This is a genomic window from Bradyrhizobium sp. RDI18 (assembly GCF_043203335.1).
Taxonomy (GTDB): Bacteria; Pseudomonadota; Alphaproteobacteria; order Rhizobiales; family Xanthobacteraceae; genus Bradyrhizobium; species Bradyrhizobium retamae.
Window position 1 is genome coordinate 883,757 of the sequence record NZ_JBICRN010000006.1, and the last position, 23,962, is coordinate 907,718.

The following is a 23,962-nucleotide window of genomic DNA, read 5'->3' on the forward strand; positions in this document are numbered from 1 at the left end:
GTCCCTCGCCCGCTGATATCTCATCTGCGGCGTGCATGCCAGCAATCATGGCCGGACTGTTCCGGAAGATTCCACCGCCTCCGACCTGGCACGCAGCACCATGCCTCCGGCAACTCCGACGCCCAGCACATACATCCAGCCTTCATGGAAGTCGAAGATGTGGGAGTTGAACAGCGAGGTGAAGATATTCTGCACTACGACCAAAAGCCCGATCCAATTCGCGAGCCCATCGCCACGGAACAGGAGCAGATGCAACAGCCACATCGCGTAAAGTATGACGACACCGGCAATGCCCCATTGCACCGCGACGTTGAGCGTCTGGTTATGGGGGTTTCCGATCACTTCGCTGCTGGCCTGGTATGAGTCGTGCGTGGCGACGCGCTCGAACAGGCCGCGCGTCGCGCCCGTGCCATGGCCGATCAGCGGTGCCTCGGCAAAGAAGCCGAGAGACTTCCGCCAGAACTCAAGCCGCAGGCCGATCGATGTCGGAATGTTTTGTTCCTTGTAGAGCTGGTAGTCCCGGGCAAACGTCTCCGCGGTCCGGCGCAACGCCGGCGAGCTCTGCCAGGCAACGGCGGCGAACGCGGCCGCTACGCACAGGATGATGACGATGCTGCGCCACCTCAGATGCAAAAACGCAAACACCGCGAACATGATCGGCACCGTGACCAATGCCGTGCGCGACACCACCAGGAACGCCATGTTGACAAAGAAGCCGAAGGCGATGGCGGTGAGCAGCACGGCCGGCGCAATCCGCTTTGCCCGCAGCAGCATGATGACCGGATAGGCCAGCGCAACCGCGCACAGCGTGAATTCCTGGCTCTGGGCGATGTAGTTCTTGACAAAGATGCCGCGTGCGGCGAGGTCCGGCGTCCGCAACGAAAGTTCAGGACGGAGAAACACCAGCCAGGACATCAGCATCAACAGCGTGCACGAAGCGAGGAACGCCACAAGCACCCACGACCCGCGCGCCGAACGCTCGAAATGATAGAGCAGGACCGGAAGCACCAGGAGCTTCGCGGCCGGCCCCACGGCATAGAATCGCGCGCCCCAAGCGGCGTCCGACCACAGGGTTCCGACAAGCGCCAGAACGAACAGGACGATCGGCAGCGCCGAAATCGGGCGCTTCAGCGACGCAAGAAAGCCCTTCAACTCGACCGTCGGCGCAACCGTGACCAGAAGCACTGCGCCGAAAATGCCGACCAGCGAAGTCGACCATGGCAGCGACAGCGCAAGCAGGACCGCGACGACGTCGCTCACCTTCATCCATGCGGCGGGATCGCGCCAGATCGGCAGCGCCTTGGCGATCGACGACGAAGCTGCGTTCGCGCTCACGCCTTGCCTCCCCTCGCGCGGCCGACCAGCGACGTCGTGCTGTGGCCCGGCAGGATATCGACGAGCACGACCTCGCCGCCGGTAGCCTCGACGATCTCGTAGCCGACGACCTGCTCGCGCGTATAATCGCCGCCCTTGACCAGCACGCTCGGCCTCACCCGCGTGATCAGGTCGATCGGCGTGTCCTCCGCGAAGATCGCGACGAGATCGACCGCCTCCAGCGCTGCCAGTACTTCGGCGCGCGCCCGCTCATCCTGCACCGGGCGTCCCTCGCCCTTCAATCGTTTCACCGAGGCATCGCTGTTGAGGCCGACGATCAGGCGGTCGCAGGCGCCGCGCGCCGCCGTCAGCACTTTGACGTGGCCGGGATGCAGAATATCGAAGCAGCCATTGGTGAAGCCGATGCGCAGCCCCTGCCGGCGCCACTCTGCCAGATGCATGGCGAGATCGCCGCCTGCCGGCACGATCTTCTCTTCTGCCACCAGCGACGCATGCGGCAGAATCTTCCGCCGTAGTTCGGCCGGCGTCACGGTCGCAGTGCCCTTCTTGCCGACGGCGACGGCCGCCGCCGCGTTCGCCATCCGCAGCGCGGTCTCCCAATCGGCCTTGGCTGCAAGCATCAGCGCCAGCACCGCGGCGACGGTGTCGCCGGCGCCGGAGACGTCGCGCACCCTTACCGGAAGCGCCGGCACGTGGATCGTCTCGCCGTCGCGCAGCACCAGCGTCATGCCGTGCTCGCTCTGCTTCACCAGAATGGCCTCGCAATCGGCCAGACGCATCGCATCCAGCGCCGCGCCAGCGATGTTCTGGTCAGTGTCGGCGCGGCTGCGGGTGGCCGCCGCAAACTCCCTGCGGTTGGGCGTCAACAGCGTGGCGCCGCGATAGATCGCCAAATTGGCGCTCTTGGGGTCGACGATCACGCGCTTGCCGAGCGTTCTCGCGGCATCGATGATGTTGCGGATGACGCGCGCCGTCAGAACCCCCTTGGCATAATCGGACAGCAGCACGATGTCGGCGCGCGGCAGATGCGGCAGGATCGCGTCGATCAGCTTTTGCTCGACGTCGGTCGAGGCCGGAACGGAAAGCTCCCAATCCGCGCGAAGCATGTGGGTGGAAAAAATGCTCGGAGACGAAGCGGACCTTCCGCGTCGTCGGCCGCGAGGTGTCAGAAACAAGCACGGCCTCGATCAGCTTCTCTCGTGCCAGATCGGCCTTCAGTTTGGCGCCCGCCTCGTCTTCGCCGACGAGACCGGCAAAGATGCAGCGCGCGCCGAGGGAAGCGATGTTGCGCGCGACATTGCCGGCGCCGCCGACATTGGTCTCGCTGCGCTGGACCGCGATCACCGGCGCCGGCGCTTCCGGCGAAACGCGTGACACCTCGCCATAAACGAACTCATCGAGCATGAGATCGCCGACGCAGAGCACGGTCTGATTTGGGATCGCCTGGCTGAGGGCTTCAAAATCGAACATCTGTCTACCTGGTGCCCATCAGCGAAAGCGATCGGGACAATCGAGAAAAACCTTCACATAGGTTTCGACCGCGTCTTCCAGCGCCGTGAAGCCGCCATTATACCCGGCGTTCAGCAGCCGATCGACCTCGCTCTGGGTGAAGTATTGATAGCTGCCGCGGATCTGCTCGGGCATGTCGATATACTGGATGTTCGGTGTAATGCCGAGCGCGGCATAGGCCGACAGCATCAGATCGCGAAAGCTGCGCGCCGTGCCGGTTCCGACGTTGAAGATGCCGCTGACATTAGGCGTCGAGAGCAGCCACATCGTGACGCGCACGACGTCGTCGACATAGATGAAGTCGCGCCGCTGGTCCCCGTCGGCGATCCCTTCCCGATGCGACTTGAACAATTGCACCGGACGGCCGGCCTTGATGTCGTCGAAGCGCCGCGCCAGCACGCTCATCATCGTGCCCTTGTGATATTCGTTGGGTCCGAACACGTTGAAGAACTTCAATCCCGCCCATTGCGGCGGCAGCCGTTCGCCGCGCGCTGAGCGTTCGGCGACCGCCATGTCGAACAGATGCTTGCTCCAGCCATAGAGGTTCATCGGCCGCAGCCGCTTCAGCGCGTCCATTGACTGGTCGTCGCCAAACCCCTGCTCGCCGTCGCCATAGGTCGCGGCCGAGGACGCGTAGATCAGCGGCGTGGCGTTGGCCGTGCACCAGTCGAGCAACCGCATCGACAGACGGAAATTGGTCTCGATCACCAGGTCGCCGTCGGTTGCCGTGGTCTCGGAAATGGCGCCGAGATGGATGATCGCCTCCAGCCGGCGGCCCTTCAGCCAGTCCATCAGTTCCGAAGGCGGTACAAAATCGGCCAGCCGGCGTTTGGCCAGATTACGCCATTTGCCGTCATGGCCGAGCACGTCGCACACGACCACGTCCCGGCCGGCGTCATTCAACGCAGCCACGACGTTCGACCCGATAAAACCGGCGCCCCCGGTCACCAGCAACATGCCATCCCCTGCCACGATTGTTCGGGCGAAAGCTTTGCCTCACTCCCGCGCGGCAGGCAACTTTGCTTCTCGGCGGATCCAAGACCGAATCGACCGGCTTTACGTGTCGCCTTGGAGCGGTTACCGACGAGCCGGCAGTTGGTTAGCGGCGAAACAGCCAAGATATGAATTTAAATTCACTAAATGGGATCGAAATGGAAGATAGTGCCGACACCAGGCCTATCCTGATCGTGCCCTATATGTGGATTGGCGACTTCGTCCGCGGCCATACGGTGGTGCGGGTATTGAAGCAGCGCTGGCCGAACCGCCCGGTCGACCTCTTGGTGACCCCCCTTTGCGCACCGCTGGTCGACTATATGCCCGGCGTCCGGGCGGGCGTCGTCTGGAACCTGCCGCGCAGCAGGCTTGCGCTGGCCAAGCAGCGGGGCCTCGCCGCCGAACTGCGCGCCCGCGGTTATGGAACCGCCCTTGTCCTGCCCCGCACCTGGAAGGCGGCGATCGCGCCCGCGCTGGCCGGGATCCCCGAGCGCGTCGGCTTTTTCGGCGAGGCGCGATTCGGGCTGATCAACCGGATGCGTTGGGGCGAAAAGGCCCTGCCCCGCTTCATCGACAAGAATGCCGCGCTGGCGCTGCCCAACAGCACGCCGCTGCCGCCGGAATGGCCGGTGCCGCAGCTCGTGGTTCCGCCGGAGGAAACCGCCCACTGGCGGCAGGCAGGCGGGCTCGGCACCGGTCCCGCCGTGGCGCTCGGCCCGGGCTCCGTCGGCGCCTCAAAACGATGGACCTATTATCCGGAAGCTGCGCGGCTCCTGATCGAGCGCGGCCTCGACGTCTGGGTTGTCGGCGGTCCCGGTGAAAAGACACTGGCGCAGGAAATCGTCTCCGCCACCGGCGGCAAGGCCCGCGACCTCACCGGGACTGACCTGCGCAACGGCATCCTGGCGATGGCGGCGGCGAGCGTGGCGATCTCGAACGACTCCGGCCTGATGCACATCGCGGCCGCGATCGGCACGCCGACCATGGGCATTTTCGGCCCCACCAGCCCCTATCTCTGGGCGCCGCTGAACGGCCTTGCCGCCACGGTGCTGCAGACCAAATCGAAGCTGTCCTGCCAGCCCTGCCAGCGCACGGTCTGCACCATGAACGACCACCGCTGCATGCGTGACATTGCGGCGGCCGAGGTGGCCGACATCGCGCAGCGCGTGATGGCTCAATCGAGCGTGCGATAGACTGCGGCGATCGCATTCGCTTCCGCCTCAAGACTGAACTTTTCCAGCACGCGCGCACGCGCCCGCTCGCCCGTCGCATGTGCCGAGGCCGGATCGCGCATCAAAGGCTCAAGCGCCGCGACCAGCGCCTCAGTATCGCCCGGCGGCGTCAGCACGCCGGTCACGCCGTCCTCGACCACGAACTCCGCTGCGCCTGCCCGCGCCGCCACCAGCGCCGCACCTGCCGCCATCGCCTCGATCAGCGTCAGGCCAAAGCCTTCGTTGCGCGAGGTGAAGGCGTAGATCGTCAGCCGCTGATACCAGCGCTGCACTTCCTCGATTTCGAGCTCGCCGGTGATGACAATGCGCGATTGCAGCCCGGCCGCCTCGATCTGCCGTTTCAAGCCGTCGGCAAAACCCTGCTGCTCCGGCACGACCGCGCCGACGATGACGGCGGTGAAATCGGGATAGCGCGGCAGCAACCGGCACATCGCCTCGACGAACACATCCGTGCCCTTTGCGCGCGCACGCGGCCAAAGCAGCCGATCGCGTAATGTCCCGGCAGTTTCGCCTCGGCAAAGGCCGCGGCGCGGTCGACCGGCGGCGCGTAGGCGTTGGTGTCGACGCCATGCATCACGACCGTCGCCTCGCGTTTGAGAAACGACGCCGACAGTTCGGAGGTCGCGATCACGGCATCCATCTGCCGGATCAGCCAACGCGTCAGCCAGGTGTGATGCCGCTGCGCCGCCGAGGTGAAGACCAGTTTCAGCGGCCAGCCCAGCGCACGCAGCACGACGCCGACAATCATCTCGTCATTGCGTCGCGCGTGCCAGATCAGGGAGTGGCGATGCCGCCAGAGTTTCAACAGATCCGCAAAACCCATCCGCGCGATGCCGTCGGGCGCGTGCGGCCCGAGCCATGCTGCGCGGTACATCTGCGCGAGCTTCGGCGCCACCATCCGGTTGGTCGCCGTGACGCCCGAATAGCGCCTGTGCAGATTCGGCACGATGAGCTGCAGATCACTGGCCAAATTGTTCTCGATCGGCACGTCCGGCTCCGTTTCGGCCAGTTCCTATACGCAACATTAAGCATAGTGGCCAGTTCACCGGCGCCGAAACCCCCTCTTCACCGCGAGCTCCTAGCATTGCCTTCCAAATAAATCGGGAGAGGTGACCCATGACCGTGCTCGTCACCGGTGGCGCCGGTTATATCGGAAGTCATACGGTTCATGCGCTGGTGGATGCCGGCGAAAGCGTCGTCGTGATCGACAACCTGTCCACCGGATTTTCCTCACTTTTGCCCCGCCCCGTGCCGCTGTTCATCGGCGACGCCGGCGACGAAAACCTCGTCGAGGGCGTGATCGCCCAACACCGTGTCGAGAGCATCATTCATTTCGCAGGCTCTGTTGTGGTGCCGGATTCGATGCGCGATCCGCTCGGCTATTACCGCAACAACACCATGACGACCCGCAGCCTCTTGAATTCAGCCGTGAAGGGTGGTGTCAGCCGCTTCATCTTTTCGTCGACGGCTGCCGTCTACGGCAATCCGGACCAGGTGCCGGTGCCGGAACATGCGCCGACGCGGCCGATGTCGCCTTACGGCTCATCCAAGCTGATGACCGAAATCATGCTGCATGACGTCGTCAGTGCACACGACATGAAGTATGTCGTGCTGCGCTACTTCAACGTCGCCGGCGCCGATCCGAACGGCCGCTGCGGCCTCTCGACCGTCGGCGCGACGCATCTGCTCAAGATTGCGGTCGAAGCCGCCACCGGACAGCGCGCCAAGGTCGACGTGTACGGAACCGACTACCCGACGCCGGACGGAAGCTGCATCCGCGATTTCATCCATGTCAGCGATCTCGCGGAGGCCCATCGAGCCGCGCTGTCGTACCTGCGAGGCGGCGGAAGCTCGATCACGCTGAACTGCGGCTACGGCCGCGGCTACTCGGTGCTGGAAACCATCGAGGCCGTCCGCCGCGTCTCGATGCGCAATTTCGCGGTTCAATACGCGCCGCGCCGCCCCGGCGACATCGTGACCATGGTTGCCGATACCAGCCGCATTCGTTCGATGCTGGAATGGACGCCGCAATACGACAATCTCGAAACCATTGCCGGCCACGCGCTGACCTGGGAAAAGAGGCTGTTCAGCGAACGCGGCGGCCTTCCGCAGCGTGCGGAATCGGCCTGAAATCAAGCGCTTATTTGGCTTGAAAAAGCCCCTCTAAGCAGGCAAGGAGGCATCGCAGCAGCCCTGACGCGCCGGGCTATCCAGGCGCCGTCAATGGAACGCGGATGACCGAACTTCCTACAGAAACCCCGAAGAAAATCACCGACGACCCATATGGTGCGGCGATCCTGATTCGGCGCCTCGTCGCTGAACAGGGGCTCGCCTATTGGCGGCGCTATCTGCTCGCCTTTTCGCTGATGGGACTAGCGGCGGTGACAACCGCGGGTTCCGCCTACCTGCTCGGCGAGGTCATCAACAAGGCCTATGTCGACAAGGATGTGCGCGGGATTGCGCTCTTGTCGCTGGTCACCGTCGTCATCTTTACGATCAAGGGTGCGGCGACCTACGGACACACCGTAATCCTGTCGCAGATCGGCAATGCGATCCTCGCAAATAACCAGCGCCGGCTGTTTGCCAAGCTGATGAGCGAAAACATCGCGTTCTTCTCCGAGCGGCATTCATCGGAATTCCTGGCGCGGCTCACTGCTGGCGCCACCGCGGTGACGCAGGTGCTCAATCTCCTGATCAACGCCATCGGCCGCGATCTGCTGTCGCTGATCGCGCTCGTCGTCGTCATGGTGATGACCGATCCCCTGATGGCGCTGCTCGGGTTTGCGGTGGCGCCGCCGGCGATGATCGTGCTGCGCAAGCTGGTGAAGCGCATCAAGGGTCTTGCACACAACCAGTTCTCCGGCACTGCCGACATCATGGAGACGATGCAGGAATCGCTGCAGGGCATCCGCACCGTGAAAGCCTTTACGCTCGAACAGGCGATGCGCGAACGGATCGACGCCAGCATCGCCGCGGTCGAGCGCAACGCCAACAAGATGGCGCGCGTTTCCAACCGCTCCAGCCCATTGATGGAAACCCTCGGCGGCTTCGCGATCGCGGGCGGCCTGATGTATGGCGGCTATCGCGTGGTCGCGATGGGCGCTTCGCCCGGCCAGTTCTTTTCATTCCTGACCGCGTTCCTATTGGCCTATGAGCCGGCCAAGCGGCTGGCGCGGCTCAACATCGAGCTCAACAGCAACCTGATCGGCGCGCGCAAGCTGCTCGAAATCGTCGATAGCCCACCAAGCGAACCTGACGACAGCGACAAGCCGACGCTGAAACTCACTGACGCGCGGGTCGAGTTCCGCGACGTGACCTTCGGCTACCGGCCAGACGAGCCGGTCCTCAATCGCATGAGCTTCGTCGCTGAGCCCGGCAAGACCACCGCGCTGGTCGGCCCCTCCGGCGGCGGCAAGTCTACGGTGCTCGCGCTGCTGCTGCGGCTCTACGAGGTGAACCGAGGCGAAATCCTGGTCGATGGCCAGAACATTTCCAGCGTGTCGCGGCAATCGCTGCGGCGGCAGACCGCCTATGTCGGGCAGGACGTCTACCTGTTCCGCGACACGATCGGCGCCAACATCGCCTTCGGCAAGGAAGGCGCCAGCCAGGACGAGATCGTGGCGGCTGCGAAGGCGGCCTGCGCGCACGATTTCATCATGGGCTTTCCACTCGGCTACGATACGCCGGTCGGCGAGCACGGCACGCAGCTATCCGGCGGCCAGCGCCAACGCATCGCAGTGGCCCGGGCGCTGATCAAGAACGCGCCGATCATCCTGCTCGATGAGGCGACCGCGGCGCTCGATTCCGAATCCGAGAAAGCCGTGCAGGAGGCGATCGAGCATCTTTGCCGGAACCGCACCACCATCGTGATCGCCCACCGCCTGCACACCATCATGCATGCTGATGCCATCCTGGTCGTCGAGGCCGGCGAGATCGTCGAACGCGGCCAGCATGACGATTTGCTGCGCCGCGGCGGGCGTTATGCTTCCTTCTTCCGCCTGCAGCAGCGCGAAGCCGGTCCGCCCAGTCTGGCGCCGGTCAGCGCAACCGCGTAAAAGCTAGAGCATGATCCGGAAAAGTGGGCACCGGTTTTCCGAAAGATCATGCCCAACTAGAAAACTCCGGAATTCCACTGTAACCCGAGACCCTTTTCATGACCGCAGCCTCCTACGTCATATCAGCAGCCCCGCAGCCCACGCTTCCCGTCGTCGGCGAGACCGGCTCCTATCCGGTTCGCCGCATCTGGTGCGTCGGGCGCAACTATCTCGAGCACATCCGCGAGATGGGCAATGACGAGCGCGCGCCGCCGTTCTTCTTCGCCAAGCACGCCGACATGCTGGTGCCCGACGGCGCCACGATTCCCTATCCGCCGCTGACCAAGGACCTGCATCACGAAGTCGAACTGATCGTCGCGATGAAGAGCGGCGGCCTCAACATCCCGGCCAACAAGGCGCTCGATCATGTCTACGGTTACGCCGTCGGTATCGACCTCACCCGCCGCGACCTGCAGATCGCCTCGCGCAAGAAGGAGCGGCCGTGGGAAGTCGGAAAGTCCTTCGACTATTCCGCGCCCTGCTCCGTTATCCAGCCCGCATCCAAGATCGGCCATCCTGCCAAGGGCAAGATCTGGCTGACGGTCAACGGCAAGGAAACGCAGAAGGGCGACCTCACCGAACTGATCTGGAGCGTGCCCGAAATCATCTGGCAGCTCTCGCAGCAGGTGAAACTCGCCGCCGGCGACATCATCATGACCGGCACGCCGGCCGGAGTCTCGCAGCTCAATCCCGGCGACAAGATCGAGTGCGGCGTCGACGGCGTCGGCACGCTGAAGGTGAGTATCGGCAAGCCGGAATAGGCCGACGGTACTTTCGACAGCAAGAAGCCCCGGATACATCCGGGGCTTTTTTATTGCAGGAAGGCCTATTTCTGCGCCACTGCGTGCTCGCTGAGATAAGCCTGGTAGGCGAGCCGGATGCCGTCCTCGAGCTTCGTGCTGGCACGCCAGCCGAGTTTGGCCAGCCGGCTGACGTCGAGCAATTTTCGCGGGGTACCGTCCGGGCGCGAGGCATCAAAACCGATCTCGCCGCTGTAGCCGACGGTCGCCGCGACCACGCGGGCGAAATCGGCGATCGTGATGTCATCGCCAGTGCCGATATTGACCAGTTCGCTATCCGAATAGGCCTTCATCAAGTGGATGCAGGCATCCGCAAGGTCGTCGACATAGAGGAATTCGCGCCGTGGCGTGCCGGTGCCCCAAACCACGACTTTGTCGGCGCTGGCAACCTTGGCTTCGTGAAAGCGGCGGATCAGGGCGGCGACGACGTGGCTGTATTCGGGATGATAATTGTCGCCGCGGCCGTACAGGTTGGTCGGCATCACATTGATGAAGTCGGCGCCGTACTGGCTCCGATAGGCCTCCACCATCTTGATCCCGGCGATCTTGGCAATCGCATAGGGCTCGTTGGTCGGCTCCAGCGGGCCCGTCAGCATGCTGTCCTCTCGCAAAGGCTGCGGCGCCAGCTTGGGATAGATGCAGGAGGAGCCCAGGAACATCAGCTTCTCGGCGCCGTGGACATGCGCCGCATGGATCACGTTCGAAGCAATCGCCAGATTGTCGTAGAGGAATTCGGCGCGCAGCGTGTTGTTGGCGACGATGCCGCCGACCTTGGCGGCCGCCAGAAATACCACCTGCGGACGCCTGGCGGCAAACCACGCATTGACCGCGGCCTGATCGCGCAGATCGACTTCGCTGCGAGTTGCCGTCAGCAGTTCGACGTGTTCCGCAGCCAGCCGGCGCACCAGCGCGGCGCCGACCATGCCGCGGTGGCCGGCGACGTAGACCGTCTTGCCCTTCAGTTCAAACGGCAGGCTTGCCATTGGCGACCTCCCGCCGCGCTTCGTCGAGATCGTTCGCGACCATTTCCTTGACCATCTGGGCGAACGACGTCTTGGGCTTCCAGCCGAGTTTCTCGCGCGCCTTGCTGGCATCGCCGACCAGAAGATCGACTTCGGTCGGTCGGAAATAGACCGGATCGATGCGGACCACGGTTTTGCCGGATTTGGCGTCGACGCCGGTCTCGTCGACGCCCTGGCCGCGCCACTCGATGCGGCGGCCAACTTCAGCAAACGCCAGTTCGACGAATTCGCGCACCGAGCGGGTCTCGCCGGTCGCCAGCACAAAATCGTCGGGCGCGTCCGCCTGCAGGATCAGGTGCATCCCCTCGATATAGTCCCGCGCATGGCCCCAGTCGCGCTTGGCTTCGAGGTTGCCGAGATAGAGCGCCTCGTCCAGGCCAACCTCGATGCGGGCGATGCTGCGGGTGATTTTGCGGGTGACAAACGTCTCGCCGCGGATCGGGCTCTCGTGGTTGAACAGGATGCCGTTACTGGCAAACATGCCGTAGGCCTCGCGGTAGTTCACCGTGATCCAGTAGCCGTACAGCTTGGCGACGCCGTAGGGCGAGCGCGGGTAGAACGGCGTGGTCTCCTTCTGCGGCACCTCCTGGGCCAGGCCGTAGAGCTCCGACGTCGAGGCCTGATAGAACCGCGTCTCCTTCTCCATGCCGAGGATGCGGATCGCCTCCAGCAGCCGCAGCACGCCGATGGCGTCGGCGTTGGCGGTATATTCCGGGCTTTCGAAGCTGACGCCGACATGGCTCTGGGCGGCGAGGTTGTAGATTTCGGTCGGCCTAATCTGCTGCATCAGCCGGATCAGGTTGGTCGAGTCGGTCATGTCGCCGTAATGCAGCAGGAACGGAATCTTGCGGGAATGCGGATCCTGGTACAGGTGATCGATCCGCGCGGTGTTGAACGAGGACGAGCGCCGCTTGATGCCGTGGACCTCATAGCCGAGGCCAAGCAGATATTCGGCCAAGTAAGCGCCGTCCTGGCCGGTGACGCCGGTGATCAGCGCCACGCGCCGCTTTAAATCCTGAGCCGCCATATCTTCTCCAAACCCGCTCGTCGCGCAGGCCATAGCATTCGACCTGTGCCAAGTCTATCGCCAAAGTCGTTTGAAATCAGCCTCTTAGGCAGCTAGTCGCCATGGTGGCGCAAGCGTTCGAGTTCGATGATGGTGACGCCGCCATATTCGAGCCGCAGCAAGCCCTCCTTCTCGAGCCGCTTCAGGCACTGGTTGGCGTTTTGCCGCGAAATACCGGAGAGCGCTCCGATTTCCTCCTGCGTGATCTCCAGGTGGCGCGTCATGTCCGGATAGAGAATCGGGTTGAACAGCGAGGCGATGGAACGCGCGACGCGGCTGGTTGCATCGAGCGTGCGGCCATGTTCCACCGCTCCGATGAACTGGCCGAGCCGCTCGTTGAGCTGCCGGACCAGAAAGCGGTTGAACGCGACGCTGTTCTCGAACAGCCAGAAGAAGGTGCTGCGATCCATCAGCGCCAGCCTGGTGTCGCGCAATGCCACCACGTCGTAACGGCGCGGCTCGCCCTTCAGCACCGAGCCTTCGCCGAACCATGCACCGGCCGTGAGGCCTGCGAAGGTCGCGGCCTTGCCCCCGCTCGACACGGTGCTCATCCGGGCAAGACCCGTGACGATGCCGGTCCAGTAGTCGAAGGGATCGCCGCGCATGAAGATATGCTCGTTGGCGCGATAGGATTTCTCGACGATGCCGGCACGGGCGATCTCGATTTCCCGCTCGTTCAGTTCGCGCGACCAGGCCGCGATGCGCTTGAGGTTATCCGCAGCAATCATGATCGCATCGACCGTCGCGCCCTATACTTGTTGCGCTGCAACAGAAGTGTTGCCTGGCAAAATTTCCCGACGAATTGTCAGGCAAAAGACATTTCAAACTATCGCATTGCCCTAAGGAGGGCCACCTCGGCGGGCGTGTCCATGGCGCTACCGGTTGGGGTGCGGCATTACCACGCGTGAGGCCGGCCGTGATCGGCATCGTTAGTCGGATGGCCGGAAGGTCACTGCGGATGTAAGATTGCGGGTTCAGTTGCGAACGATAGATAAAGAGCGCGGCAAGCGCCTCATCTGGAGGGAATGAGTGGCTCATACGTTGGAAGTGCGCGGCGTGTCGCTGCGCTTCGGTGGCGTCCGTGCGCTGACCGAGGTCTCGTTCGGCGTGAACGAGGGCGAATTGTTCTCGGTCATCGGCCCGAACGGTGCCGGCAAGACCTCCATCGTCAATTGCATTTCCGGCCGCTACAAGCCGACCGAAGGCCGGCTATTCTACCGCGGCAAGGATATCACCGGCCTCAATCCGAACGCGCGGCCACAGCTCGGCATCGGCCGCACTTTCCAGAACCTGGCGCTGTTTCACCACATGAGCGTGCTCGACAACATCATGGTCGGGCGGCATCACCTCTTGAAGAACAATTTTATCACCGGCTCGCTTTACTGGCTGACCGGCGCGCGGCGAGAGGAACTGGAGCACCGCCGCAAGGTGGAGGAGATCATCGATTTCCTTGACCTGCAGTCGGTGCGCAAGGCGACCGCCGGCACCCTGCCCTACGGCCTGCGCAAGCGCGTCGAGCTGGCCCGAGCGATGGCGCTGGAGCCGCAACTGATCCTGCTCGACGAGCCGATGGCCGGCATGAACTTCGAGGAAAAGGAGGACATGGCGCGCTACATCGTCGACCTCAACGAGGAGTTCGGCATGACCGTGATGATGATCGAGCATGATATGGGCGTGGTCATGGATATCTCCCACCGAGTCATGGTGCTGGATTTCGGCCGCAAGATCGCCGAAGGCGATCCCGCCTCCGTCCTCGCTGATCCGCATGTGAAACGCGCCTATCTCGGCGAAGAGGATGAGGTCCTCGTCGACCCCGACGACACGCCGGCGCCTCGGGAGAGCGTGGCATGATGGATTACGCCGGGCGCGCCGCCCTAGCCGATACCTTTCCAAAGCTGCTGCGCCTCAACGCGAGGGAGCACGGCGGCGAGATTGCGCTGCGCGAAAAGGATCTCGGGCTGTGGCGCATCTTCACCTGGAGCGATTACCACACCCGCGCCCATGATTTCGCGCTCGGCTTGGTCGAACTGGGTCTTGGGCGCGGCGACGTCATCGGTATCATCGGCGACAATCGCCCGGACTGGGTGGCCGCCGAAATCGCAACCCATGCTATCGGCGCCATGAGCCTCGGTCTTTATCGCGACGTGCTGGACGAAGAAGCGGCCTATCTGCTCAGCTACGGCGAGGCCAAGCTGGTGTTCGCCGAGGACGAGGAGCAGGTCGACAAGCTGCTGGCGCTGGCCGATCGCGCCCCCAACCTCAAGCACATCGTCTATTCCGATCCACGCGGCATGCGGAAATACGACGATCCGCGCCTGATGGAAGCCGAGAAGCTGGCCACGATGGGACGCGACCGCGCCGCGCGCGAGCCCGGGCTCTACGATCGGTTAGTGGATGCGACGCGCGGCGAGGACGTCGCAATCCTCTGCACCACCTCAGGCACCACGGCCAATCCCAAGCTGGCGATGCTGGCGGCTGGCCGCGTCCTCAAACATTGCGCGACATATTTGGCCTTCGATCCGAAGGGACCGGACGATGAATACGTCTCGGTACTGCCGCTGCCCTGGATCATGGAGCAGGTCTACGCGCTCGGCAAAGGGCTGCTGTGCCGGATGAAGGTCAACTTCGTCGAAGAGCCCGAGACCATGATGCACGATTTCCGCGAGATCGCGCCGACTTTCGTGCTGTTCGCGCCGCGGCTCTGGGAATCGATTGCCGCCGATGTCCGCGCCAACGTGATGGACTCTTCGCCGTTGAAACAAAAGCTGTTCGACATCGGAATGAAGACGGGCCTTTCGGCGCTGGCGCAGGGCAAGCATTCGATGTTTGCCGATCAGCTCCTGTTCCGCGCGCTGCGCGACCGCCTGGGCTTCACGCGGCTGCGCTCGGCTGCAACCGGCGGCGCCGCACTCGGCCCCGACACTTTCAAGTTCTTCCAGGCGATGGGCGTGCCGCTGCGCACGCTCTATGGTCAGACCGAATTGCTGGGCGCCTACACGCTGCATCCGGCCGGCAAGGTCGATCCGGATACGACCGGCGTGCCGATGGCCGACGATATCGAGATCCGCGTCGATAACCCTGATGTCAACGGCGTCGGCGAAATCGTCGTCCGCCACCCCAACATGTTCTTGGGCTATTACAAGAATCCGGAAGCCTCGGCCGCCGACATCAAGGACGGCTGGATGCATTCCGGTGACGCCGGCTACTTCAACGATCAGGGCCAGCTCGTCGTCATCGACCGCATCAAGGATCTCGCCGAGACGGCGCGCGGCGAGCGCTTCTCTCCGCAATATCTGGAAAACAAGCTGAAATTCTCGCCCTACATCGCCGAGACGGTGGTGCTCGGCGCCGGCCGCGATGCGCTGGCGGCGATGATCTGTATTCGTTATTCGATCATCTCGAAATGGGCGGAGAAGAACCGCATCTCGTTCACGACCTATACCGACCTCTCCTCGCGCCCCGAGGTCTATGCGCTGTTGCGCAAGGAAGTGGAGGGCGTCAACGCCACGCTGCCGCCGGCGCAGCGTATTTCCCGCTTCCTGTTGCTCTACAAGGAGCTCGACGCTGACGACGGCGAGTTGACCCGTACCCGCAAGGTCCGCCGCAGCGTCATCAACGAAAAATACGCCGATATCATCGACGCGATCTACGCCGGCAAGAGCGACATTCCGGTCGATACCGTGATCCGCTTCCAGGACGGCACCACCCAGCGCATCCGCACCACGCTGCGGGTCGTCGATCTCGGCGGGCCTGCGCCGATGGCGGAGGCCGCGGAATGAAGCTGATGTTTGCCGCTGGCGCCGTAAAACTGATCGTCATGCGCGGGCCTGACCCGCGCATCCATCCTCTTCGGAAAAAGTGCTTCTTCAGGCGATGGATCGCCGGGTCAAGCCCGGCGATGACAGCTTGCACGTCTGGTGACTTCGCATGAACACCCAGCTCCTGATCCAGCTCCTCGTCAACGGCCTCGTGGTCGGCACGCTCTACGGCGTGGTCGCGATGTCGTTTGTGCTGATCTACAAGGCGACGCAGGTGGTGAACTTTGCGCAGGGCGAGCTGCTGCTGGTGGGCGCCTGGGTGTGCTGGTGGCTACTGACCAAATATCAGGTGCCGTTCTACCTGGGCATGCCGATCACGCTGGTGTTCATGTTCCTGTTCGGCATCGCGATCCAGATCGTCATCCTGCGCCCCATGATCGGCGAGCCGATCATTTCCGTAATCATGGTGACGATCGCGCTATCGACGGTGTTCGCCGCGCTGATGAAGTGGATGTTCGGCGTCAATCTGCAGCCGTTCCCGCGCATCTTTCAGACCCAGAACGTCAACATCCTCGGACTTCAGGTGCAGACCGTCTATCTGATGAGCCTAGCGGTCTCGGTGGCGATGATGGTCGGCATGGCGTGGTTCTTCCGCCTCTCCAAATATGGCTTGGCGATGCGCGCCACGGCGTTCAACCAGCAGGTGGCGCAGTCGCTCGGTATTTCCGTCAAAAGCGTATTCGCGATGGCCTGGGCGATCTCGGCGACCGTCTCAGCCGTCGCAGGCGTAGTGGTGGCCGTCGTCAACGGCGTCTCGGCAGGCCTCTCCGCCTATGGCGTCAAGGTGTTTCCGGCCGCGATCCTCGGTGGTCTCGACAGCGTTGGCGGCGCCGTGCTTGGCGGCATCATCATCGGCCTGTTGGAAAACGTCGCGCACTTTCTCGACAGCGAATATCTGCACTGGGGCAATCTCTACGAGATCGCGCCGTTCTATGCGCTCATCATCATCCTCATGATCAAGCCGTACGGCCTGTTCGGCACCAAAGACATCGAGCGGGTGTAGGCATGATCGCCGAAAAGTGGAAACCGGTTTTCGGTAACGATCATGCCCAAACAAAAAGAGGCGGGCCAGTGACACCTATCAATCGGCACGGACGGTAGAGCCTATGGCAGGCCAGACCCTCATTCCCGCCGGCGATTTCCGCACCAGCTATGCGGCGGATACCACCGTGTTTCCGACCACGACCAGCCGCAACGCCATGATCGTCGGCATCGCGCTGATTTGCTTTGCCCCACACGTCGTCAACGAATACATCCTCAGCCTGCTGATCCAGATCGGCATCTTCGGCATCGCAGCACTTGGGCTGAACATCGTCGTCGGCTTCACCGGCCAGATCTCGATCGGTCATGCTGCCTTCTTCGGCTTCGGCGCCTTTACCTCGGCCTATCTCTCGAACCGGTTCGGCATTCCCGTCTTCTTCTGCATTCCGCTCGCCGGCGTCGTGACCGCCGCGGTCGGTCTGGTCTTCGGCCTGCCCGCGGCGCGACTGAAAGGGCTTTATCTCGCGATCGCGACGCTGGCGGCGCAGTACATCCTGCTCGACTTCTTTGCCCGCGCCGAATGGTTCACCGGCGGCAGCGTTCCCGCCAGCGCCGAACCGTTCTCGATCTTCGGATACATGCTGCGCGGCGATAAGCAATATTTCTACGTCGTGCTGGCCTATGTCGTCGTCTGCTATCTCCTGGTCACCAACCTGATCCGTTCGCGCGACGGACGCGCGCTGGTCGCCGTGCGCGACCATTATCTGTCCGCCGAGATCATGGGCATCAACCTGACCAAATACCGGACGCTGTCGTTCGGCCTCGCCGCCTTCTTTGCCGGCGTCGGCGGCGCGCTCTATGCGCATTACAATCAGGTGGTCTCCAACGAAGGCTTTGGCATCGATCGCTCGATCATCTTCCTCGCCATGATCATCATCGGCGGGCTCGGTTCGATCATGGGCACGCTGATGGGCACCGCCTTCATGGTGCTGCTGCCGGAATCGATGGAATGGCTCAGCGTCGCGCTCCGCGACAGCCCGATCGATCAATTTCTGGGACTAAAGAACAATATCGCTTTCTTGCGCGAGATGGCCATCGGCCTGATCATCATCATCTTTCTGGTGTTCGAGCCGGATGGACTTGCGCATCGATGGCGGCAGATCAAGGCATACTGGAAACTCTACCCGTTCTCGCATTGAGGTCGGAACGGGACGAACAACGAGAAGACCTCGAGAAGTAACCGGGAGGACTATGTCCATGACGATGAAGACTCTGTTGAGCACAGCCTCGCTTGCTTTGCTGTTGGGTTCTACCGCTGCATCGGCCCAGGCGCCGGTCGCGCTGGGGCATCTCACCGACTATTCAGGACCAACTTCGGACGTCGGAACGCCGTTCGGACAGGGTGTCGCCGACACCTATGCATGGATCAACAAGAGCGGCGGCATCAACGGCGCCAAGGTCAACCTCGATACCGTCGATTACGGCTATCAGGTGCCGCGCGCCATCGCTCAGTACAAGAAATGGTCGGGCGCCGACAAAGTCGCCGCCATTCTCGGCTGGGGCACTGCTGATACCGAGGCGCTGACGGGATTCCTGGCCCAGGACAAGATCCCGGATATCTCGGCATCCTATGCCGCAGCACTCTCCGATCCGACCGGCGCCGGCGGAAGGCCAAGCCGGCGCCCTACAACTTCTTCTATGGACCGAGCTATTCGGACGCACTTCGCGGCATGCTGACCTGGGCCGCCGAGGACTGGAAAGCCAAGGGCAAGCCCGGCAAGCCGAAATACGTCCACATGGGCGCCAACCACCCCTATCCGAACGCGCCGAAGGCGGCAGGTGAAGCGATTGCCACCGACCTCGGGTTCGAAGTGCTGCCGCCGATCGTGTTCGCATTGACGCCCGGCGACTACAGCGCGCAGTGCCTGACGCTGAAGAGCTCGGGCGCCAACTACGCCTATCTCGGCAATACCGCGGGCTCCAACATCTCCGTGCTCAACGCCTGCAAGGCAGCCGGCGTCGACGTGCAGTTCCTCGGTAACGTCTGGGGCATGGATGAGAACGCCGCCAAGGCCGCCGGTGCTGCCGCCGATGGTGTGGTGTTTCCGCTGCGCACCGCGATCGCCTGGGGCGGCAACGCACCCGGCATGAAGACGTTCACGGAAATCTCCAAGATGTCGGACGCGGCCGGTACCGCCTACCGTCCCGTGCATTACCTCGCCGGCGTCTGCACCGCGCTCTACATGAAGGAAGCCGTCGAATGGGCTGCCAAGAACGGCGGCGCCACCGGCGAGAACGTCAAGAAGGGCTTCTACCAGAAGAAGGATTGGGTGCCCGCCGGCGGCGAAGGCATCTGCAACCCTTCGACCTTCACCGAGAAAGATCACCGCGGCACGCTCAAGGTCGATCTGTATCGCATGAAGGTCGCAGGCGCGACCGACGCCCCCTCAACGAGCTCGTCAAAAACGGCGGCATCAAGATGGAGAAGGTGAAGACGATCGACCTGCCGCGCAAGCCCGAGTGGCTGGGTTGGTGAGAACGGGAGGCGCCTGTAGTCGCCTCAACACTCAACTGTCATCCTCGCGAAAGCGGGGATCCAGTACGCCGCGGCTTCTCGATTGATCGCAGGCGCCTCTGGAATACTGGATCACCCGCATACGCGGGTGATGACGGCGGTGGGTGGAGCGGACGACCCGCTCCACTAACAACGCCAGGATCGGAAAAATGACTGAAGCAACCGAACTCAATCGTCCTGCGAAGACGGCCGCGCAAGCCGCCGGCCCGCTGCTCAGCGTCCACAACATCGAGGTGGTCTATGACAAGGTCATCCTGGTGCTGCGCGGCTTGAGCCTTGAAGTGCCGAAGGGCGCGATCGTGGCGCTGCTCGGCGCCAACGGCGCCGGCAAGTCGACGACGCTGAAGGCGATCTCGGGCCTGCTCAAGACCGAGGACGGCGAAGTGATCCGCGGCGAAATCGTCTTCGATGGCGAGCGCATCAACGGCATCGATCCTGACAAGATCGTCCGCCGCGGCATCTTCCAGGTGATGGAAGGCCGCCGCATCATCGCGGACATGACCTCGATCGAAAATCTGAAGCTCGGCGCGTTCACGCGCACCGACAACGAGATCGCCGCCGACATCGACATGGTGTTCAGATATTTCCCGCGGCTCAAGGAGCGTACCGGGCTCGCCGGCTATCTCTCCGGCGGCGAGCAGCAGATGCTGGCGATTGGCCGCGCGCTGATGGCGCGCCCCAAGATGATCCTGATGGACGAGCCGTCGATGGGCCTGTCCCCGCTCCTGGTCAAGGAAGTGTTTGGGATCATCAAAGCGATCAACCGCGACCTCGGCGTCACCATCCTGCTGGTGGAGCAGAACGCGCGCGCGGCGCTGTCGGTCGCGAGCCACGGCTACATCATGGAACAGGGCAAGGTGGTGCTCGACGGCACCGCTGACGAATTGCGCGACAACGAGGACGTCAAGGAGTTCTATCTCGGCGGCGCCGGCGACCAGCGCAAGAGTTTCAAGAACCTGAAGAGTTTCAAGCGGCGGAAGCGGTGGCTGTGAGCGCCGCCCCACGCTTAGCTGAGCACCTGCTCCGCTTCCGCTACCGCGCTGAGAACATGATAGAACGAAGACGCAGGAATGGTGGCGACCAGGGAGTTGCCGTCGCGGTCGAATTGGTCATACCAGCCGCCCGTGACGGGATGGCTGAGATAGTGGCGTTCGAGCCGCGCCAGCGCCGCGCGCGCTTCATCGGCCGCGCCTGCCTCGCCCGCTTCGGCCTGCGCGATCCACGCCTTGGCGAATTCCGTCTGCGGCCACAGCCGGCGCGTATGCCGCCTGATGTTGCCGCGGGCGTCACCCTCGTCGACCAGGCAGCCGGTCGCCTCGTCGCGATAACGCAGCGCTGTTGCCAGCAATTCGCCGCGATAGCGCCCGGTCGGACAGCCGGTGATGCGCTCAAAGCCTTTCAGCAGCCACGCCCATTCCGCCTGATGTCCGGGCTCGATGCTGACCGGCTCGATCTTCGACCAGTCTTCCTCGAAATATTCGCCAAGCACCTGCCGCTGCTTGTCGTAGAGGTTGGCCAGAAACAGGCTGAAGAAATTTCCGGCCCTGTTCTGGAACACGAGGTCATGTGTCGCGTCGAACGCCGCGATCATCGCTTCGAACAGATGCATCTGCGGGTTCTGCCGCCGCGGCATCGATACCGGCAATCCTTCGTGAACCCCGCCGTGCGGCGAACGAAGCTGCGTCTCGATGAAGTGGCACAGCCCGTCGATCTCGGCGCGGATCTGCGCATCGCGATCGAGTCCATAGACGGTCGCAAGGGCCAGCAGGATAAAGGCGTGATCGTAGGAATCCCGCAGCGGGTCCAGCACCGCGCCATCAGGCTGCAGCGTGTGCACAAAGCCGGGCTTGCCGTCGGGGGCTTTCGCCTTCGCCAGCAGGTGCTCCAGCCCCTTCAGCGCGATCGCGCGCCCCTGCGGATACCAGCCCATTTGCGCCGCCTTGGCGTAACAATAGATCTGGCGCGCCTGCACGAAAACCCGGCGCGGCGCCAGGCGGTCTGCACGGCCGTCCAGATCGAGCCGATCGACAAAGCCGCCCGCTCTATCGTCCCACCCCTCGGTCGACCACAGCGGCAGGCAACGATCGACCATGCGAAGCTTCAGCTTGGCGACGATATCGGCCGAATCCGGCGTGTCTGCCGCCGCTGCGGTATCTCTTTCAGCCATTGCGTTCCCTGGAACATCAACACCGGTAGAAGCCGTCTGATAGCACGTCAGAGGCGGCACGCAATCGGCCCTCACCTGAGGCATCAGCCATGACCGACCACTACGACGCCCTTGAAACGCGCGAGCCGGGCCTACGCGAGGCGGAGCTGTTTTCAAAGCTTCCGGACGTCCTGCGCAGGGCGCTCGCCGCGCCGGCCTATGCCGTGCGCCTGAAAGGCATCGATCCCGTCGCCGTGACCAGCCGCGCCGCGCTTGCTGAGTTGCCGGTGCTGCGCAAATCGGAACTCCCTGCCCTGCACAAGGCCGCGCCGCCCTTCGGCGGATTTGTGGCGGGGCCGCTTGGGTCGTTCGGACGGCTGTTTACCTCGCCGGGACCGATCTTCGAGCCCGAGCCCGTTCACGCCGACCCATGGCGTGGCGCGCGGGCGCTGTTTGCGGCGGGCTTTCGGCCCGGCGACGTCGTGCTCAACACCTTCAGTTACCATCTGACGCCGGGCGGCTTCATTTTCGATGCTTCGGCGCGAGCGCTGGGCTGCGCAGTGATTCCGGCCGGCCCCGGCAATACCGAGCAGCAGTTTGAACTGATCGAAGCCTATCGCCCGGTCGGCTATAGCGGCACGCCTGATTTCCTCAAGATCCTGCTCGACGCCGCCGCGCATGCCGGGCGTGATGTCTCCTCGATCAAGCGCGCGTTGGTCTCCGGGGCGGCGTTTCCGAAATCACTGCAGGACGAAGTCAAGGCGCGCGGCATCGACGCCTATCAGGCGTTCGGCACCGCCGACCTCGGCATGGTCGCGTTCGAGACGCCGGCGCGCGAGGGCATGGTCGTCAACGAGGACCTGATCATGGAGATCGTGCGTCCCGGCACCGGCGATCCGGTGGCGCCCGGCGACGTCGGCGAGATCGTCGTCACCTCGCTCGATCCGCAGCATCCCTGGATCCGGCTCGCGCTCGGCGACCTTACCGCGGCGCTGCCGGGAACAAGCCCATGCGGACGCACCAACATGCGCATCAAGGGCTGGATGGGTCGCGCCGATCAAACCACCAAGGTCAAGGGCATGTTCGTCCGCCCCGAGCAGATCGCCGAGATCGGCAAGCGCCATCCCGAACTCGGACGGTTACGCCTCGTCGTCACGCGATCCGGCGAAAGCGATTTGATGACGCTGAAGGCGGAGACGGCTTCGCCCGGCGAGGCGCTACAGAGCGAACTCGCGGCAACGCTGCGCGCGGTGACGAAGCTTGGCGGCAATGTCGAACTGGTGGCGGCGGGCTCGCTGCCGAATGACGGCAAGGTGATCGCCGACGAGCGCACCTGAGCGACTTATCAAGAGGCGGCTGGACAATATCTCCTTATGTTTCAATAACTTACATACTTCATTTTGTGAGTTTGCTCGCATATCTTGCATCGCCGCTTTCTTCAACCGTCATGACGTAGGTTCCATGGTATTCCAACACCTCCAGCTTACTGTTCCTACGTGGACACCGTCTGCTGTAAACGCGGAGGCGGCTTCGATTCAACGACCCGAGGTCTATCGAGCTGTTCGGCCGCTTTCAGGCTGAACAGACGTTTTAGTGCCCGGTCGATGCCTGCATCGAAACGTTCTTCAATATCTAAATCGGCCATCAATCGTTCGTTGGTGAGGAAGTTAGCGGCCGTCTCGGCGTAGTAATCCGATTTCGGCTGACGCTTCCGCACCATTGGCAAAAGCACACCATCTACTTCCCTCTTCAGCGCGACGATCCACTGCGAAGTGGTTTCGTAGTTATCCTCCGGAACCTTTTCTTTGAGGTGATCTCTGAACTCGCCCGGCAGGAAGTCAATTCTCATGGACAGCATCGAACTGGTTCGATCGCGGTAAAGAGAACAACTGAAGGCCATGAGCTGCTGGTAATCGTCGCGCGCGCGCGGCTGCGGTTCATATTTGTCAGCCGATGCAACGTTATATCCTCATCGGTGTCCATGAGCGGTAGCGGATGACCCCACACGACCGCATTTTCAGCACGATCGAGGGCCGCTTGAGTATCGAAACGCCTCTTGTCTCGAATTCGTCGTTTGCGCCAGATGAAGGAAGCGATTGTCTGAATGCAGTCTTCTTGAAGCGGTCCTCGCGGCTGGTATTGCTCGATCAGATCACGATGGAGGCGTTCAAATTCTGCTGGGTTCTCCCACGGGAACAGCTCCATACGTGAGAAGCCACCGTGCTTCAGCGCATTCGGCTTTCTATATCGCTTCGGACGTCCAAGCTTTTTCTCATCGCTCATCATCATTCCTAACTCCACAAAGTGTCCCTCTGAGAAAGAGCTGCGAAGAGCCCTGTTGCTCAACGGACTTGCTACACTTCGTGATTTACACCGACGAATGGTAACGCG

At 62.9% G+C, this 23,962-nt stretch carries 19 protein-coding genes and 3 pseudogenes; 12 read left to right on the top strand and 10 right to left on the bottom strand.

The annotated features are described in order from the left end of the window. Positions 1 to 45: 45 nt before the first annotated feature. From ACFXS9_RS05285 to rfaD, 3 genes and pseudogenes are all read right to left on the bottom strand, one after another. Positions 46 to 1,335: an O-antigen ligase family protein gene (locus ACFXS9_RS05285; RefSeq protein WP_392685768.1), complete on the bottom strand. Its 1,290-nt coding sequence runs from the start codon at positions 1,333 to 1,335 to the stop codon at positions 46 to 48. Continuing rightward, positions 1,332 to 2,805, bottom strand: a pseudogene (gene rfaE1 / locus ACFXS9_RS05290) (D-glycero-beta-D-manno-heptose-7-phosphate kinase). The gene ACFXS9_RS05285 and the pseudogene rfaE1 overlap by 4 nt, the downstream one beginning before the upstream one ends. Before the next feature lie 18 nt (positions 2,806 to 2,823). Further along, positions 2,824 to 3,801, bottom strand: coding sequence for an ADP-glyceromanno-heptose 6-epimerase (gene rfaD, locus ACFXS9_RS05295; protein WP_392685770.1), 978 nt, complete (start codon positions 3,799 to 3,801; stop codon positions 2,824 to 2,826). Positions 3,802 to 3,965: 164 nt separating this feature from the next. Here rfaD and waaF point away from each other — a divergent pair, with 164 nt between their 5' ends. After that, positions 3,966 to 5,030, top strand: a complete 1,065-nt coding sequence (waaF, locus tag ACFXS9_RS05300; protein WP_392685772.1) for a lipopolysaccharide heptosyltransferase II — start codon at positions 3,966 to 3,968, stop codon at positions 5,028 to 5,030. Here waaF and ACFXS9_RS05305 read toward each other — a convergent pair. Then, positions 5,012 to 6,057 (bottom strand): annotated as a pseudogene (locus tag ACFXS9_RS05305) (glycosyltransferase family 4 protein). The gene waaF and the pseudogene ACFXS9_RS05305 overlap by 19 nt on opposite strands. 128 nt (positions 6,058 to 6,185) lie before the next feature. Here ACFXS9_RS05305 and galE point away from each other — a divergent pair. From galE to ACFXS9_RS05320, 3 genes are all read left to right on the top strand, one after another. After that, positions 6,186 to 7,199 (top strand): UDP-glucose 4-epimerase GalE, encoded by a 1,014-nt coding sequence (galE, locus tag ACFXS9_RS05310; protein ID WP_392685775.1) that lies wholly within the window; start codon positions 6,186 to 6,188, stop codon positions 7,197 to 7,199. 104 nt (positions 7,200 to 7,303) lie between these two features. After that, the gene (locus ACFXS9_RS05315; protein ID WP_392685778.1) at positions 7,304 to 9,124 is read left to right on the top strand and encodes an ABC transporter ATP-binding protein; all 1,821 of its coding nucleotides are present in this window, start codon (positions 7,304 to 7,306) and stop codon (positions 9,122 to 9,124) included. A 98-nt stretch (positions 9,125 to 9,222) separates the two neighbouring features. Continuing rightward, positions 9,223 to 9,924, top strand: a complete 702-nt coding sequence (locus tag ACFXS9_RS05320) for a fumarylacetoacetate hydrolase family protein (RefSeq protein WP_392685781.1) — start codon at positions 9,223 to 9,225, stop codon at positions 9,922 to 9,924. A 65-nt stretch (positions 9,925 to 9,989) separates the two neighbouring features. On the opposite strand, the gene ACFXS9_RS05325 is transcribed toward ACFXS9_RS05320, so the two are convergent. From ACFXS9_RS05325 to ACFXS9_RS05335, 3 genes are all read right to left on the bottom strand, one after another. Continuing rightward, positions 9,990 to 10,946 carry a GDP-L-fucose synthase family protein gene (locus ACFXS9_RS05325; protein WP_392685783.1) on the bottom strand — a complete coding sequence of 319 codons (957 nt, stop codon included), beginning with the start codon at positions 10,944 to 10,946 and terminating at the stop codon, positions 9,990 to 9,992. Next, the gene (gmd, locus tag ACFXS9_RS05330; RefSeq protein WP_392685786.1) at positions 10,927 to 12,012 is read right to left on the bottom strand and encodes a GDP-mannose 4,6-dehydratase; all 1,086 of its coding nucleotides are present in this window, start codon (positions 12,010 to 12,012) and stop codon (positions 10,927 to 10,929) included. Before gmd ends, ACFXS9_RS05325 begins: the two co-directional genes overlap by 20 nt. A 92-nt stretch (positions 12,013 to 12,104) precedes the next feature. Continuing rightward, positions 12,105 to 12,779, bottom strand: coding sequence for a Crp/Fnr family transcriptional regulator (locus tag ACFXS9_RS05335; RefSeq protein WP_392685789.1), 675 nt, complete (start codon positions 12,777 to 12,779; stop codon positions 12,105 to 12,107). 301 nt (positions 12,780 to 13,080) lie between these two features. Here ACFXS9_RS05335 and ACFXS9_RS05340 point away from each other — a divergent pair, with 301 nt between their 5' ends. The 7 genes and pseudogenes from ACFXS9_RS05340 to ACFXS9_RS05370 all read left to right on the top strand — a co-directional run bounded on the left by ACFXS9_RS05340 (position 13,081) and on the right by ACFXS9_RS05370 (position 20,417). Then, positions 13,081 to 13,902, top strand: a complete 822-nt coding sequence (locus tag ACFXS9_RS05340) for an ABC transporter ATP-binding protein (RefSeq protein ID WP_392685792.1) — start codon at positions 13,081 to 13,083, stop codon at positions 13,900 to 13,902. Next, the gene (locus ACFXS9_RS05345) at positions 13,899 to 15,830 is read left to right on the top strand and encodes a long-chain fatty acid--CoA ligase (RefSeq protein WP_392685793.1); all 1,932 of its coding nucleotides are present in this window, start codon (positions 13,899 to 13,901) and stop codon (positions 15,828 to 15,830) included. Before ACFXS9_RS05340 ends, ACFXS9_RS05345 begins: the two co-directional genes overlap by 4 nt. Then, the gene (locus ACFXS9_RS05350; RefSeq protein ID WP_392685796.1) at positions 15,827 to 15,982 is read left to right on the top strand and encodes a hypothetical protein; all 156 of its coding nucleotides are present in this window, start codon (positions 15,827 to 15,829) and stop codon (positions 15,980 to 15,982) included. The genes ACFXS9_RS05345 and ACFXS9_RS05350 overlap by 4 nt, the downstream gene beginning before the upstream one ends. Continuing rightward, positions 15,979 to 16,872, top strand: a complete 894-nt coding sequence (locus tag ACFXS9_RS05355; RefSeq protein WP_392685799.1) for a branched-chain amino acid ABC transporter permease — start codon at positions 15,979 to 15,981, stop codon at positions 16,870 to 16,872. The genes ACFXS9_RS05350 and ACFXS9_RS05355 overlap by 4 nt, the downstream gene beginning before the upstream one ends. 103 nt (positions 16,873 to 16,975) lie before the next feature. Continuing rightward, positions 16,976 to 18,049, top strand: a complete 1,074-nt coding sequence (locus ACFXS9_RS05360; RefSeq protein WP_392685802.1) for a branched-chain amino acid ABC transporter permease — start codon at positions 16,976 to 16,978, stop codon at positions 18,047 to 18,049. Positions 18,050 to 18,107: 58 nt separating this feature from the next. Then, positions 18,108 to 19,386: pseudogene (locus ACFXS9_RS05365) on the top strand (ABC transporter substrate-binding protein). Positions 19,387 to 19,574: 188 nt separating this feature from the next. Next, a complete protein-coding gene (locus ACFXS9_RS05370) occupies positions 19,575 to 20,417 on the top strand; it encodes an ABC transporter ATP-binding protein (protein WP_334411133.1) in 843 nt (280 codons plus the stop codon). A gap of 14 nt (positions 20,418 to 20,431) precedes the next feature. Here the strand turns inward: ACFXS9_RS05370 and ACFXS9_RS05375 are convergent, their stop codons facing one another. Beyond that, positions 20,432 to 21,592 (bottom strand): AGE family epimerase/isomerase, encoded by a 1,161-nt coding sequence (locus ACFXS9_RS05375; protein WP_392685804.1) that lies wholly within the window; start codon positions 21,590 to 21,592, stop codon positions 20,432 to 20,434. An 89-nt stretch (positions 21,593 to 21,681) separates the two neighbouring features. Between ACFXS9_RS05375 and ACFXS9_RS05380 the strand changes: the two genes are divergently transcribed. After that, complete coding sequence (locus ACFXS9_RS05380; protein WP_392685807.1) at positions 21,682 to 22,908, top strand: phenylacetate--CoA ligase family protein; 1,227 nt, start codon at positions 21,682 to 21,684, stop codon at positions 22,906 to 22,908. Between the two features lie 155 nt (positions 22,909 to 23,063). On the opposite strand, the gene ACFXS9_RS05385 is transcribed toward ACFXS9_RS05380, so the two are convergent. After that, entirely contained in the window at positions 23,064 to 23,420 is a 357-nt protein-coding gene (locus ACFXS9_RS05385) for a hypothetical protein (RefSeq protein WP_392685810.1), read from the bottom strand. After that, the gene (locus ACFXS9_RS05390) at positions 23,417 to 23,860 is read right to left on the bottom strand and encodes a hypothetical protein (protein WP_392685812.1); all 444 of its coding nucleotides are present in this window, start codon (positions 23,858 to 23,860) and stop codon (positions 23,417 to 23,419) included. The genes ACFXS9_RS05385 and ACFXS9_RS05390 overlap by 4 nt, the downstream gene beginning before the upstream one ends. Positions 23,861 to 23,962: the final 102 nt, after the last annotated feature.